13 protein-coding genes are annotated in these 14,506 nt (G+C 67.4%); 10 read left to right on the top strand and 3 right to left on the bottom strand.

The annotated features are described in order from the left end of the window. Nucleotides 1-282: 282 nt before the first annotated feature. Complete coding sequence (locus CJ177_RS21485) at nucleotides 283-1,305, bottom strand: FAD-dependent oxidoreductase (protein WP_095868544.1); 1,023 nt, start codon at nucleotides 1,303-1,305, stop codon at nucleotides 283-285. Between the two features lie 54 nt (nucleotides 1,306-1,359). On the opposite strand from CJ177_RS21485, the gene CJ177_RS21480 reads away from it, so the two are divergent. The 5 genes from CJ177_RS21480 to CJ177_RS21455 all read left to right on the top strand — a co-directional run bounded on the left by CJ177_RS21480 (nucleotide 1,360) and on the right by CJ177_RS21455 (nucleotide 9,825). Then, nucleotides 1,360-1,908: a TetR/AcrR family transcriptional regulator gene (locus CJ177_RS21480; protein WP_095868543.1), complete on the top strand. Its 549-nt coding sequence runs from the start codon at nucleotides 1,360-1,362 to the stop codon at nucleotides 1,906-1,908. Nucleotides 1,909-2,214: 306 nt separating this feature from the next. Next, a complete protein-coding gene (gene gltB, locus CJ177_RS21470; protein ID WP_095868542.1) occupies nucleotides 2,215-6,813 on the top strand; it encodes a glutamate synthase large subunit in 4,599 nt (1,532 codons plus the stop codon). Continuing rightward, complete coding sequence (locus CJ177_RS21465; protein ID WP_005249055.1) at nucleotides 6,806-8,257, top strand: glutamate synthase subunit beta; 1,452 nt, start codon at nucleotides 6,806-6,808, stop codon at nucleotides 8,255-8,257. The genes gltB and CJ177_RS21465 overlap by 8 nt, the downstream gene beginning before the upstream one ends. Nucleotides 8,258-8,438: 181 nt before the next feature. Further along, on the top strand, nucleotides 8,439-9,353 hold the full coding sequence (locus CJ177_RS21460) for a cutinase family protein (RefSeq protein WP_025431557.1): 915 nt from the start codon (nucleotides 8,439-8,441) through the stop codon (nucleotides 9,351-9,353). 22 nt (nucleotides 9,354-9,375) lie between these two features. After that, on the top strand, nucleotides 9,376-9,825 hold the full coding sequence (locus CJ177_RS21455) for a thioesterase family protein (protein ID WP_005249053.1): 450 nt from the start codon (nucleotides 9,376-9,378) through the stop codon (nucleotides 9,823-9,825). Between the two features lie 32 nt (nucleotides 9,826-9,857). On the opposite strand, the gene CJ177_RS21450 is transcribed toward CJ177_RS21455, so the two are convergent. Further along, a complete protein-coding gene (locus CJ177_RS21450; RefSeq protein ID WP_095868541.1) occupies nucleotides 9,858-10,523 on the bottom strand; it encodes a TetR/AcrR family transcriptional regulator in 666 nt (221 codons plus the stop codon). 116 nt (nucleotides 10,524-10,639) lie between these two features. On the opposite strand from CJ177_RS21450, the gene CJ177_RS21445 reads away from it, so the two are divergent. Both CJ177_RS21445 and CJ177_RS21440 read left to right on the top strand, forming a co-directional pair. After that, nucleotides 10,640-11,083 carry a hypothetical protein gene (locus CJ177_RS21445; RefSeq protein WP_095868540.1) on the top strand — a complete coding sequence of 148 codons (444 nt, stop codon included), beginning with the start codon at nucleotides 10,640-10,642 and terminating at the stop codon, nucleotides 11,081-11,083. 1 nt (nucleotide 11,084) lies between these two features. After that, entirely contained in the window at nucleotides 11,085-11,924 is an 840-nt protein-coding gene (locus CJ177_RS21440; RefSeq protein WP_095868539.1) for an SDR family oxidoreductase, read from the top strand. Nucleotides 11,925-11,932: 8 nt separating this feature from the next. Here the strand turns inward: CJ177_RS21440 and CJ177_RS21435 are convergent, their stop codons facing one another. Continuing rightward, nucleotides 11,933-12,841, bottom strand: a complete 909-nt coding sequence (locus CJ177_RS21435) for an SDR family NAD(P)-dependent oxidoreductase (RefSeq protein ID WP_025431559.1) — start codon at nucleotides 12,839-12,841, stop codon at nucleotides 11,933-11,935. A 31-nt stretch (nucleotides 12,842-12,872) separates the two neighbouring features. Between CJ177_RS21435 and CJ177_RS21430 the strand changes: the two genes are divergently transcribed. The 3 genes from CJ177_RS21430 to CJ177_RS21420 are packed head-to-tail and all read left to right on the top strand — an operon-like array spanning nucleotide 12,873 to nucleotide 14,422. Continuing rightward, complete coding sequence (locus tag CJ177_RS21430) at nucleotides 12,873-13,370, top strand: hypothetical protein (protein WP_005249048.1); 498 nt, start codon at nucleotides 12,873-12,875, stop codon at nucleotides 13,368-13,370. Between the two features lie 60 nt (nucleotides 13,371-13,430). After that, nucleotides 13,431-13,724 carry a putative quinol monooxygenase gene (locus CJ177_RS21425; RefSeq protein ID WP_005249047.1) on the top strand — a complete coding sequence of 98 codons (294 nt, stop codon included), beginning with the start codon at nucleotides 13,431-13,433 and terminating at the stop codon, nucleotides 13,722-13,724. Between the two features lie 11 nt (nucleotides 13,725-13,735). Further along, entirely contained in the window at nucleotides 13,736-14,422 is a 687-nt protein-coding gene (locus CJ177_RS21420) for a dienelactone hydrolase family protein (protein ID WP_095868538.1), read from the top strand. Nucleotides 14,423-14,506 lie beyond the last annotated feature (84 nt).

The raw sequence follows: 14,506 nt of genomic DNA, 5'->3' as shown, positions 1-14,506 counted from the left end.
GACTCCTGAAGTCGAACGGACATGGTGATCGAACGGACTGGTGCTGACGAAGCAAACGCAAGAGTGGTGCAGTTCAGAGGCACCGAAAGAGGGAAGCGAGCACAGCAGAATGCCTCCACCGACGAGGTGGATGTGTTGTTTCCCCGATGAGATACGTCCGTGCTGCCGGCGCACTGCCGCAGCCGTCGTCCACCGCCCCCATGACCGCCCCCGGTTCTTTCTCGTCCCCCTACCGCGGCAAAGTACCAGACGGGCAAGCGTTCCCGCGCCCCCGCGTTCCGGTCAGGCCAGGCCCGCGGCCAGCTTCACCGTCAGATCGCGCAGCGGACGGAGACGGCCGGTCATCGCGAGGGAGGACATGGCGCGCGATCCACGCACGAGCCGCCGCGTCGCGGGCCGCCGCGTGCGGTCGTAACGGTGCAGCGCGGTGTGAATGTCGGTGTCGGCGGTGAGAAATCGGCCGAGCGCGACGGCGTCGACGAGGGCCTCGCAGGCGCCCCGGCCGAGGTTCGGCGCCATCGCGTGGGCTGCGTCGCCGAGCAGGGCCGTGTTGCCCGACACGTACGACGGCAGCGCAGGGGATTCGTACAGGTCGTGGTGGAGCATCGCGTCGGGGGTGGCGGCATCCAGTACTGCCCGGACGTCGGCGTGCCAGTTCCCGAACCGCGAGCGGAGGTAGTCGAGGCCGCCGGGGTGTCCGGCGTCGGTGCGGACGCACGCGAACCAGTTGACGAGATCGCCGTCACGCGGGGTGATGCCGAAAAGCGCGTCCGTGTCCCAGGTTTCGCTGACGGTGTCGCGATGTCCGGGTACCCACCCGCGCCAGGCGGTCGCTCCTACGTACCGTGGCTCGAACTTCTCGCCGAACAGTTGCCGGCGGGTGGGGCTGCGCAGACCGTCCGCACCGATCACGACGTCGTGGTCCGTGAGCGCGTCGAGGGTGGGTGCGGGCGTGCCGAACGAGATCATTCCGTCGGGCAGGGTCTCGGCCAGTGTGGCCAGGAGGGCGGGCCGCGACAGCAGGTAGGCGGTGCGGTCGCGGTTGTCGATGGTGCCGATCACGGATCCGTCGGGGCGCAGGAGCGAACCGCGGTGCTGGGGTGATCCCAGCGTGCGCACTCGGTCACCTGCGCCGATCGCGTCCAGCGCGTCGAGCGCCTGGGGCCACATGCCGAGCGCGGTGCCCGACGTGGGCAGGGTGTCGGCACGCTCGAAGACCTCGACGTGCCAGCCGGCGCGGGACAGGTAGCGGGCGACGGCGAGTCCGCCGATGCCGCCGCCGAGGACTGCTGCGGAGTGCGTCATGACCACCACGCTACTACGGGTGTAGTGAATTTACTACCGTTGTAGTGTCGGGGTATGGCAGACAAACGGGAGCAGGTGCTCGACGCCGCCATCACGCTTCTCGGCACGAAAGGGGTCCGGGCCCTCACGCACCGGGGCGTCGACGAGCTGGTCGGGATGCCCCAGGGGTCCACGTCCAACTACTTCCGCAGCCGGGGCGCGCTGCTCGAGGGGATCGTCACACGGCTCGTCGAACGTGACCGGGAGGACTGGCAGAACTTCGCGCACCTCCGGCCGGCCGGCACGGATGCGCTGGTCGAGGCGCTGGTTGCGTTCGTGAGATTCTCCACTGGTCCGGACCGCGTGCGCACGAGCGCCCGCTACGCGCTGTTCGTGGAGGCCTCCGTGACGCCGGGCCTCGACGACAAGATCGGTGATGCGCGCCGCGCGCTCGTAGAATGGGGAGCGGAGATGCTGGAACTCGTGGGATCGAGGAACCCCGCTGCCGACGCCGTCGTCGTCACCGACTACCTGGACGGTGTAATCCTTCACCAACTCACCGTCCCAGATCTCGATTTCGATCCGACTGCGGGAATTACAGCGGTGCTCGGCGCGCTCACTTAACATGTACTCAGTGCAGTCGGACGAGGTCCGCCCTCGACAATGCCCAGTTCAGAGGGTAAATAGGCCAACCTAAGTTGTGTTTCGTCGGGGGTTCTGAATTATCGTTTTCGTTACACGTTGGACCCACGAAAGTCCGACCCGACCGAAAAGCCACGTCGCCCGGTGCGAGGACCACACCCAGCGTGCTGCAAAAGGGCGATAGCCGATCGGTGGTGCCGATCACGTCGTGACGGCACCTGCATTGCAAGTTGATGGCCATCAGCGCTGCTGGTCGTCGGTGCATCTTTTGGCATACGAAGGCTAGGTATGAAGCAACTTCCAGGCCCCCAGGGGCTGTATCACCCGTCGAACGAGCACGATTCCTGTGGTGTCGCGTTCGTCGTGGACATGAAGGGCCGCCGCAGCAGGGACATCGTCGAGAAGGCGATCACCGCGCTGGTGAACCTCGAGCACCGTGGTGCCGCGGGCTCCGAACCCAACACGGGTGACGGTGCCGGCATCCTCCTCCAGGTCCCGGACAAGTTCTTCCGCGCCGTGGTCGACTTCCCGCTGCCCGCGGAAGGCACGTACGCCACCGGCATCGCGTTCCTGCCGCAGAGCAAGGCCGACGCGCAGCGCGCAGCCGACGCCGTCGAGAAGATCGTCGAGAGCGAGGGCCTGAAGGTCCTCGGCTGGCGTGAGGTCGCGACCGACGACTCGTCGCTCGGCGCCCTGGCCCGCGACGCCATGCCGACGTTCCGGCAGATCTTCATCGGCAGCGAGAACGACGCCCTCACCGGACTCGACCTCGAGCGCCGCGCCTACGTGGTCCGTAAGCGCACCGAGCACGAGCTGGGCAGTGAAGGCGCAGGCAAGGACGGCCCCGGTCGCGAGACCGTGTACTTCCCGAGCCTGTCGAGCCAGACGTTCGTCTACAAGGGCATGCTGACCACTCCGCAGCTCAAGGGTTTCTACCTGGACCTGCAGGACGAGCGCGTCGAGTCGGCCCTCGGCCTCGTGCACTCGCGCTTCTCGACCAACACCTTCCCGTCGTGGCCGCTGGCCCACCCGTTCCGGCGCGTGGCCCACAACGGTGAGATCAACACCGTCACCGGCAACGAGAACTGGATGCGTGCCCGTGAGGCGCTCATCGACAGCGACATCTTCGGTGGCCGCGAACAGTTGGAGAAGATTTTTCCGGTCTGCACGAAGGGCGCCAGCGACACCGCGCGCTTCGACGAGGTGCTCGAGATGCTGCACCTCGGTGGCCGCAGCCTGCCGCACGCCGTGCTGATGATGATCCCGGAGGCCTGGGAGCGGCACGAGAGCATGGACCCCGCACGCCGGGCGTTCTACCAGTACCACTCGTCGCTCATGGAGCCGTGGGACGGACCGGCGTCGGTGTGCTTCACCGACGGCACCGTCATCGGCGCCGTCCTGGACCGCAACGGCCTGCGCCCTTCGCGTCTCTGGGTGACCGACGACGGCCTCGTCGTCATGGCCTCCGAGGTCGGCGTCCTGCCGATCGACCCCGCCACCGTCGTGAAGAAGATCCGGCTGCAGCCCGGCCGCATGTTCCTCGTCGACACCGCCGAGGGTCGCATCATCAGCGACGACGAGATCAAGTCGGAACTGGCCGCCGAGCACCCCTACCAGGAGTGGCTCGACCAGGGTCTGACCCACATGGACGACCTGCCGGACCGCCCGTACACCTACATGTCGCACGAGCGCGTCGTGCTGCGTCAGCAGATGTTCGGGTACACCAACGAAGAGGTCAACCTCCTCGTCAAGCCGATGGCGCTCTCCGGCGCCGAGGCTCTCGGCTCCATGGGTACCGACACCCCGATCGCCGTGCTGTCCGCGCGGTCGCGGATGCTGTTCGACTACTTCTCGCAGCTGTTCGCGCAGGTCACGAACCCGCCGCTCGACGCCATCCGCGAGGAAGTCGTCACCAGCCTCGGCGGCACCATCGGCCCCGAGCACGACCTGCTGCACCCCACCGCGGAGTCCTGCCGGCAGATCTTCCTGCCGCAGCCGATCCTGCACAACGACGACCTGTCGAAGCTCATTCACGTCAACGACGACGGTGAATTCCCGAACTTCCGCAGCGTCATCGTCCGCGGTCTGTACCCGGTGGCCGAGGGCGGAGCGGGTCTGCGCAAGGCCCTCGACGACGTCCGCTACCAGGTGTCGGAGGCCATCGCCGGCGGTGCACGCCTCGTCGTCCTGTCCGACCGTGAGTCGAACGAGACGTACGCGCCCATCCCGTCGTTGCTGCTGACGTCGGCCGTGCACCACCATCTGGTGCGTGAGAAGACCCGCACGAAGGTCGGCCTCATCGTCGAGGCCGGCGACGCCCGCGAGGTGCACCACATGGCGCTCCTCATCGGCTTCGGTGCGGCAGCGGTCAACCCGTACATGGCGTTCGAGACCGTCGACGAGGCTGTGCAGAACAACGAACTGCAGGGCGTCAGCCTCGACGAGGCCATCCAGAACTACATCAAGGCCGCGGGCAAGGGTGTGCTCAAGGTGATGTCCAAGATGGGCATCTCCACCCTGGCGTCCTACACCGGCGCCCAGCTGTTCCAGGTCATCGGCCTGTCGCAGGAACTGGTCGACGAGTACTTCACCGGCTTGCAGTCCAGCCTCGGCGGCATCGGTCTCGACGAGATCGCCGCCGACGTCGCGGTTCGCCACTCCAACGCGTACCTGGACCGTCCCGAGGAGCGCGCGCACCGCGAGCTCGAGGTGGGCGGCGAGTACCAGTGGCGTCGTGAGGGCGAGTACCACCTGTTCAACCCGGACACGGTGTTCAAGCTGCAGCACTCCACGCGCACCGGGCAGTACGAGGTGTTCAAGGAGTACACGAAGCTGGTCGACGACCAGTCCGAGCGCCTCGCAGCGTTGCGCGGCCTCTTCGAGTTCAAGAAGGGCGTCCGCGAGCCCGTCCCGCTGGACGAGGTCGAGCCCGCCACCGAGATCGTCAAGCGCTTCTCGACGGGTGCGATGAGCTACGGCTCCATCTCCGCCGAGGCGCACGAGACCCTCGCCATCGCCATGAACCGCCTCGGCGGCCGGTCCAACTCCGGTGAGGGCGGCGAGAGCCCGGCCCGCTTCACCCCGGACGAGAACGGCGACTGGCGGCGGTCCGCGATCAAGCAGGTCGCGTCGGGACGCTTCGGTGTCACGTCGCACTACCTGACCAACTGCACCGACATCCAGATCAAGATGGCGCAGGGAGCGAAGCCCGGTGAGGGCGGCCAGCTGCCGGCGCACAAGGTGTACCCGTGGGTGGCCGAGGTCCGGCACTCCACGCCCGGCGTCGGGCTGATCTCACCGCCGCCGCACCACGACATCTACTCGATCGAGGATCTCGCGCAGCTGATCCACGACCTGAAGAACGCCAACCCGCAGGCCCGGATCCACGTGAAGCTGGTGTCCGAGGTCGGTGTCGGCACCGTCGCCGCCGGTGTGTCCAAGGCGCACGCGGACGTCGTGCTGATCTCCGGTCACGACGGTGGCACCGGTGCCACCCCGCTGACGTCGATGAAGCACGCGGGCGCCCCGTGGGAGCTCGGCCTCGCCGAGACCCAGCAGACGCTGCTGCTCAACGGTCTGCGCGACCGCATCGTCGTGCAGGTCGACGGCCAGCTCAAGACCGGCCGCGACGTCATGGTCGCCGCGCTGCTCGGTGGCGAGGAGTTCGGTTTCGCGACCGCTCCGCTGGTGGTGTCGGGCTGCATCATGATGCGGGTCTGCCACCTCGACACGTGCCCCGTGGGTGTCGCCACGCAGAACCCCGTTCTGCGCAAGCGGTTCAACGGCAAGCCGGAGTTCGTGGAGAACTTCTTCCTCTTCATCGCCGAAGAGGTGCGCGAACTCCTCGCCGAACTCGGCTTCCGCACCCTCGACGAGGCCGTCGGACAGGTCGACGTTCTCGACACCACGAAGGCGCTCGAGCACTGGAAGGGCAGCAAGGCCGGCAACCTCGACCTGTCGCCGATCCTGCACGAGACCGAGTCGGCGTTCATGGACCAGGACCTGTACTGCACGGGCACCCAGGACCACGGCCTCGACAAGGCACTCGACCAGCAGCTGATCGTCCAGAGCCGCAACGCTCTCGACAAGGGCCAGAAGGTCACGTTCGAGTCGCCGATCACCAACGTCAACCGCACGGTCGGCACCATGCTCGGCCACGAGGTGACGAAGGCGTACGGCGGCGAGGGCCTGCCTGACAACACGATCGACATCACGTTCACCGGTTCGGCCGGTAACAGCTTCGGTGCGTTCGTCCCCAAGGGCATGACCCTGCGCCTGCACGGCGATGCCAACGACTTCGTCGGCAAGGGCCTGTCCGGTGGACGCCTCGTGGTGCGCCCGCCGCTGGAGACCGCGCCCGGCTTCGTCGCCGAGGACAACATCATCGGCGGCAACGTGATCCTGTTCGGTGCCACGAGCGGTGAGGCTCTGCTCCGCGGTGTCGTGGGCGAGCGATTCGCGGTCCGTAACTCCGGCGCGACCGCGGTGGTCGAGGGAGTCGGCGACCACGGTTGCGAGTACATGACCGGTGGAAAGGTCGTCATCCTCGGTGCGACGGGTCGTAACTTCGGTGCCGGCATGTCCGGTGGCGTTGCGTACGTCTACAACCCGGACAAGGTGTTCGAGGACAACCTCAACACGGAACTGGTGGATCTCGAGGACCTGACGGGTGACGACTTCACCTGGCTGAAGTCCGCCATCGAGCGTCACCGCGACGAGACGGGCTCGGAGGTTGCCGCGCGCATCCTCTCCGACTGGTCGCAGCAGGTCAATCATTTCGCGAAGGTGATGCCCCGCGATTACAAGAAGGTGCTCTTGGCCATCGAGGCCGCGAAGAAGGATGGAAAGAACGTGGACGAGGCAGTGATGGAGGCAGCTCGTGGGTGATCCAAGCGGTTTCCTGAAGCACACGTCACGCGAACTTCCGGTTCGCCGACCGGTGCCGTTGCGCCTGCTCGACTGGAACGAGGTCTACGAGGAGTTCCCGCCGGACACCCTGAAGACTCAGGCCAGTCGGTGCATGGACTGCGGTATCCCGTTCTGCCACAACGGCTGTCCGCTGGGGAACCTGATTCCCGAGTGGAACGACCTGGTCTACAAGGACCGGTGGCACGACGGCATCGAGCGTCTGCACGCGACCAACAACTTCCCGGAGTTCACCGGGCGGCTGTGCCCCGCACCCTGTGAGGCGTCGTGCGTCCTGGGCATCAACCAGGACCCGGTCACCATCAAGCAGGTCGAGGTCGAGCTCATCGACCGCGCCTTCGACGAGGGCTGGGTCAAGCCGGTGCACCCGACCCGCTCGACGGGCAAGAAGGTCGCCGTCGTCGGTTCCGGTCCCGCGGGTCTCGCTGCAGCGCAGCAGCTGACGCGCGCCGGCCACATGGTCACCGTGTTCGAGCGGGCCGACCGCATCGGCGGGCTCCTGCGGTACGGCATCCCCGAGTTCAAGATGGAGAAGCGGCACATCGACCGCCGTCTCGATCAGATGAACTCCGAGGGCACCGTCTTCAAGACGGGTGTCAACGTGGGTGTCGACATCACCGCGGACGCACTGCGCGCGCAGTTCGACGCCGTGGTCCTGGCCGGCGGTGCCACCGAGGCCCGCGACCTGCCGATCCCCGGCCGCGAGCTGGACGGCATCCACCAGGCGATGGAGTTCCTGCCGATCGCCAACCGCGTGCAGCTCGGCGACCTGGAGAAGCCGACCATCACCGCGGAGGGCAAGAAGGTCGTCATCATCGGCGGCGGCGACACCGGCGCGGACTGCCTGGGCACCTCGCACCGTCAGGGCGCCGAGAGCGTTCACCAGTTCGAGATCATGCCGAGACCGCCCGAGACCCGCGCCGAGCACACCCCGTGGCCGACGTACCCGCTGATGTACCGGGTCGCGTCCGCACACGAGGAGGGCGGCGAACGCCTCTTCTCCGTGAACACGGAACGGTTCGTCGGTGCCGACGGCAAGGTGACCGCACTGAAGGCCCACGAGGTCGAGATGAAGTCGGGTCGCTTCGAGAAGGTCGAGGGTTCGGACTTCGAGCTCGAGGCCGACCTCGTGCTGCTGGCGATGGGCTTCGTCGGACCCGAGAAGCCGGGCCTGCTCACCGATCTCGGCGTCGACCTCAACGAGCGCGGCAACGTCGCCCGCTCCGCGAAGTGGGCCACCAACGTCGACGGCGTCTTCGTGGCCGGCGACATGGGACGCGGACAGTCGCTGATCGTGTGGGCCATCGCCGAGGGTCGCTCGGCGGCCGCCGCGGTCGATGCGTACCTCGAGGGCGAGTCGGCGCTGCCGTCTCCGATCGAGACCACCACCGCCCCGCAGCGGTAGCTGTAACTGCTCGTACAATCCGCACCCCGGTAGGTTTTCCTACCGGGGTGTCGGTTTATCGTGCGGAGGTCACGTTCGGTCGGTAACGTTCATTTACCGATCGTGCATCTTTAGGTCACGTCGCCCTGGCAGCATCCCGTCTGCAGGACGGCGAAGGGGAGAACAGGTTGAGGCCATGGCAATGAAACGGGTTGTCGCATTTCTGACCGCAGTGGCTGCTGCGGCAGCCATCCCGGTGGTATCGGGAGTAGCGGGCACGAGCGCAGTGGCGAACGCGGACCCCTGCCCGAGTCTGTACGTGGTAGCGATTCCGGGGACGTGGGAAACGTCCACCAAGGACAACGTCAGGCCCACGCCGGGTCTGCTGTCCGCGGTGACGAACGGTCTGCCGTCGTCGATCCGCACCGACTACGTCACGTACGCCGCCACGGCCTTCCCGTGGGAGTCCGAGGTGTACGGGCGCTCGAAGGCACAGGCGGTCAGCAACGCCGAGGGCATGCTGTCGTCGATGTCGCAGCAGTGCCCCGACACGAAGCTGTCGATCATCGGTTACAGCCAGGGCGCCGACGCGGCGGGTGATCTCGCTGCGGAGATCGGCACCGGCCTCGGTGTGGTGCCCGCGGACAAGATCGCTGCCGTCGGACTCGTGTCCGATCCGCGGCGGTCGCCGTCCGACGCCCTCGTCGGCCCTGCCGTCGCAGGCAGCGGCGCCGGTGGTCCCCGCATCGGCGGGTTCGGCTGGGTCAGCCAGAACACGCGCACCTTCTGCGCGTACGGCGACCTGTACTGCTCCACGCCGAAGGAAGACTTCGTGACGCGGCTCGCCGGATTCCTCGCGCAGACGTCGGATCCGACGCCGAACCTGTTCGGGCGCTACCAGCAGGAAGCGCTCGCGATCTGGAACGACATTCTCGCCGTCGGCGGTGTGCCGGCCCTGATGGCTCAGCTGGACGAGCAGTCCAACGAGAAGCGCATCGACGAGCTGGAGCAGTTCTACAAGTCGCAGGCTCACCAGGACTACACCAGCTACGCGGTCGACGGATCGGGCACGCCCGCCACGACGTGGCTGAGGAACTGGTTGCGCGACATCGCGTGAGTTCGGCCGACGGCGGCAGGGGATGATGTCCAACGTGACTGACACCCCTGCCGCCGTCGTCGGCTACGACGCCTTCGTGACCGTCCGGTGGTCCGACATGGACGCCTTTCAGCACATCAACCATGCGCGGATGGTGACGTTGCTCGAAGAGGCCCGGATCGACTGGCTGCTCAGCGAGGGCAGCGAGAACTCGTCGCTCATCACGAGCGCGTTCATCGCCGACATCCACGTGAAGTACCGGGGACAGTTGCGGCACTCCGACAGTCCCCTGCGGATCACCATGTGGATCGCCAAGCACCGGGCGGTGGATTTCACCATCGGCTACGAGGTCCGGGGCGCCCGTACCCCGATCACCGACCCGCCCGCCGTCACCGCCACCACCCAGATGGCCGTCGCGGACGTGGATGCCCAGCGGCTACGCCGCATCACCACCACCGAGCGCGAGTACCTGACCCGCTGGTCCCGCACGTGAGTGGGAATGTGTGTTCCGGCACGCTTTCCCACTCACGTGCGGAGGTCGTCGGGCGCCGGTAGGGGACGGTCGGGGTCGAGGACCGCGCCGCGGCTGCGCATCGTGGTGTCGACCAGCGCCCACGCCCACGCGGCCAGCTGTTCGGTCAGCGCGCCGACGTCTGTTCCGCCCGGCCGGTCGATCCACTCGGCGGATACCGACTCGACCATCCCGATCAGCGCATTGGCCAGCGGTGTCGCGGTGGAGGGGACGCCGAGGGCGTCCAGGTAGGGGTGGAGCATGTCGGCGACCGCGGTGCTGATGGCCCGCCGCACCTCTCCGGCCGCGGGGGAGAACGACATCAGGTAGCGGTACAGGTTGGCGTGTTCGGTGACCCAGTCGAGGTGGGTGCGGGCGGCGCGGGTGAGGATGGCGTGCGGTGCGCCGTCGACGGTGATCACGGGGGCGTATTCGAGGAGCATCATCGCCGCGACCCGCCGGGCGACGGCGTTCTTGAGGTCGGTGCTGTCGTCGAAGTGCCGGTAGATGCGGGTTCGCGCGACCTCGGCGTAGACGGCCATCGTCGCGACGGACACGTCGGGACCTTCTTCGTCGATGGCGACGAGTGCCCGTTCGACGAACTCCGAGCGCCGCTTCTCGCGTTGGCCGCGCCACCGGGCAGCGCGCCCGTCACCGGCGTCTTGCTGGGGTTTCGTCATCGAATCGAATCGTAGTCTTCCCTGTCACTGCGTTTCCGTATACGGTCGGCAGTATGCGGTACATAGATGTACCACACACTCTCCGCCTCGGACGTCGACACGTTGGGATATCCGTCTTGTCCATTCAGCTCTGCCTGTCCGGCCCCCGCACGTCCGGGCGCTCGATGATCGGCTTACGCAGCACCACGGTGATCGTCGTTCCGCCCGCGATGGCCTTCGAGTACCTCGCCGATCCGGAGACCGTGCCCGGTGCGATCGCGCTGCCGTCCCGCGCCCGGGTCGTCGCATCGGACCCAGGTCGCCGGCTCGTCGTCGAGGCCGATCACGGTGTGCACGGATCGGTCTGGACGTTCGACGCGCTCAGCCCGGACGAAACGGAGCTCACCGTCGCCTTCCGCTACGACTCTCCCGGCAGACCGGCCGGACAACTGCTCGGCGGTGTCGCCGCACCGGTGGTGTGGCAGGCGCTGCGACGCGCACAGGCCGCGTTGAAGGACCGGATCGAAACCCTGTACCACGAGCCCGCCGACCCGGCCGGTCTCGACCGAAGGAGAGCATGACGTGGGATTCTCGGCAGCGGGCAAGACGGTCCTGATCACCGGGGCGGCAATGGGGATGGGGCGTCTGTTCGCCCGGCTCGCCGCCGCCGACCACGCCGGAACGGTGGTGTTGTGGGACATCGACGCCGACGCGCTCGAACGCACGGCGCGGGAACTGCGCGAATCTGGGTGCACCGTCAGCGCACACGTCGTCGACGTCGCCGACCTCGAATCCGTCCGAACGGCAGCCGCCGAGGTACGGGATGCGTTCGGTCGTCCCGACGTGCTCGTCAACAACGCCGGTGTGGTGCGCGGCAAGTACTTCTGGGATCACAACCACGAGTCGGACACCAAATTCGTGATGGACGTCAACACGCTCGCACCGATGTACATCACCAACGAATTCCTGCCCGCCATGATCGAGGACCGCGGCCGGGACTGCCGCATAGTGAACATCGCCTCCGCCGCCGGGACCGTGGCGACACCGAGAATGGCCGTCTACGCGGCGTCGAAGTGGGCTGCCCTGGGGTGGAGTGATTCGCTGCGACTGGAACTGGTCCAGGCCGGCCACGGGCACGTCAAGGTCACCACCGTGTGTCCGAGCTACATCTCCACCGGCATGTTCGACGGTGTGAAGAACCCCCTGTTCGCCCCGATCCTGAGCCCGGAGGACGTCACGGCCCGGTCGTGGCGGGCGATGAAGCAGGGGAAGCCGTTGCTGATACTGCCGCGGTCGCTGTACCTGTCGCGGGTGGCGAAAGCCGTGCTGCCGGTGCGTGCCTGGGACCGTCTGGCCGACCGGCTCGGTGTGTACCACAGCATGGACGCCTACACCGGCCGGGTGCAGGCACCCACCCCCTGACGTTCGGATCAGCCGAGGTCGAAGCGGGCGCCGAGCCGCATGCTGCCCGGGGCCAGGCGGCTCAGCGCGCGCCCGAACTTGGCTTCGGTCGTGACGGGGACGACGGCCTTGTTGTGCTTGACGGCCCTCACGATCTGCGTCGCCACCCGGTCCGGGGTGAAACCGCGTCTGCGGTAGAGCTTGTCGGCCCGGTCCCGCATCTTCGCCTGCTCCTCCGGTGTGGCGCCGGCGAAGTCGGTGGCCTTGACGATGTTGGTGTGGACCAGTCCGGGACAGATGGCGCTGACACCGATGCCGTGGTTCACCAATTCCGCACGGAGGCAGTCCGACAGCATGAACACCGCGGCCTTGCTCGTCGCGTACGCGGTGAGCCGCTTTTGCGGCGTGAAAGCCGCGGCGGACGACAGGTTGACGATGTGCCCACCGGTTCCGCGGTCGATCATCTGCTGGGAGAACGCGCGGGAGCCGTACACGACACCCCAGAAATTCACGTCCATCACCCGCTCGAAATCCTTCTGCGGGGTCTTCGTGAACGTGCCCGAATATCCGATTCCGGCGTTGTTGACCACGATGTCGGGGGTGCCGTGCTCGGCCTGCACCTTCTCCGCGAAGCGCTGCACCTCGTCCTCCACCGCGACGTCCACCTGATACGCGTGGGAGCCGCCGCCGAAGATGGCCACCGCACCGCCGCCCTTCATCTGGGCGGAGTTGATGAGATCGGAGGTCTGCTGAGCGGATTCGAGGTCGCGGTCGGCGACCACCACGACAGCGCCTTCGGACGCGAACGCCAGCGCGGTCTCGCGGCCGATCCCGCTGCCGCCGCCGGTGACGACGACGAGGGTGCCGTCGAGGTCCCGCAGGCGGTGATGCTTCCGAGAACCGCTGCGCCAGCCCCTGACTTCGCCGAGAAGACTCATGTGACCATCTTGTCCGAGTACGGTCGTTTGTGTGCTGATCTGGTACGTCAGCTATGGATCGAACATGGCGACGACGCGTCTGACCTGCTACCTGCGTGGTGGTTGCCCGGCCGGGGGCAACCTCGTGCACACGGGCGCCCGCGATGCGAGCGCCCCCCGCCAGTCGATACCGGTGGTGATACCCGGCTCGGTGTTCTTCGCGGGAGAGTCGCGCATCTGGGGCGGCGGCCGCGCGTTCTACGACCCCGACGCGCCCGGCTCGGTCGCGGCGCGCGCATTCCTGGTGACACAGGAGCAGTTCGAGGACATCCACGCGCAGGAACCCGCCTGCTACGACCGCCTGGTCACTCTCGGCTCCCGCAACGGTGTCCCCATGTGCACGTTCACCACCCGGGCCCGCGGTGACGTCGTCGCCCGGAACGCACCGGCACCCGCCTATCTCGCGACCATCGCGGACGGTCTCCGCGAAGCGCACGGCTGGGACGAACCGAAGGTCGCCGATTATTTGACGCGACTTCGGGTTTCCTAGCCGACCCAACTGTGCTTACGTGAGACGGCCACACGAGGTGGCGTTCACGAAAGGGAGTCGATGTCCGATCTGCATGTCGTAGCGACCATTCCTGCCAAGCCCGGTTCCGAGGACACCGTCCGCGACGGACTGTCCGCGCTGGCCGCGGAGAGCCGCAAGGAAGAGGGCTGCATCTCGTACGAGGTGTTCGAATCAGCTGCGGTCGCGGGAACCTTCGTCACCGTCGAGGTGTGGACCGGTCAGGAGGCGGTCGACGCGCACATGAAGTCGCCCCACTTCCAGGCCGCGCTCGGGACGTTCGGTGAGCACCTCGCCGGGGCACCGGCGATCCACCCGCTGAAGCCGGTTTCCTAGAGTCGTAGTTCGTGACCACACCACTCACCAGCATCACCCCCGAAGGTCCCGTCCGCGGCGGTGTCGTCGTGATCCAGGAGGCGTTCGGCGTCACCGGGCACATCGTCGATGTCTGCCGCCGTTTCGCCGCCGCCGGGTACCACGCGGTCGCGCCGCACCTGTTCCACCGGAGCGGCGATCCGGTGCTCGAGTACGACGACATGACGTCGGCGATGTCGTTGATCGGTGAGCTCACCGCTGCGCACATCGACGAGGACGTCGACGGGGCCGTCGCGGCTCTGTCGGCGGCCTCGATCGGCCTGCGGAACACCGCGATCGTCGGATTCTGCATGGGCGGAACGGTCGCGTTCCACACGGCGACGCGCCTCGACCTCGGGGCGGCGGCGAGTTTCTACGGCGGAGGCGTCGCGAACGGACGCTTCGGATATCCATCGCAACTCGACGTCGCCGGGCAGCTCGGAACGCCGTGGCTCGGCCTGTTCGGCGACCGCGACAAGGGGATTCCGACCGAGGAAGTCGAGGAGCTGCGCGCCGCGGTCGCCCACGCCCCGGTGGACACCGACATCGTCCGCTACGCCGAAGCCGAACACGGCTTCCACTGCGACGACCGTCCCGCCGTGTACAACGAGGCGGCCGCCCGCGACGGGTGGGCACGAACGCTGCAGTGGTTCGGCACCCACCTCGCCGCAACCGACTGACGGCGTCGCGGCCGGGCGGGTGCGTGAGGTGTACGCCGGCGCTGTGTTTGTCGACCACCAGGACACGTCGCGGCGTGGTGCGGA

Source organism: Rhodococcus sp. ACPA1 (assembly GCF_002300195.1).
Classification (GTDB): Bacteria; Actinomycetota; Actinomycetes; order Mycobacteriales; family Mycobacteriaceae; genus Rhodococcus_F; species Rhodococcus_F opacus.
This window is presented reverse-complemented; position numbering and strand designations above follow the sequence as displayed.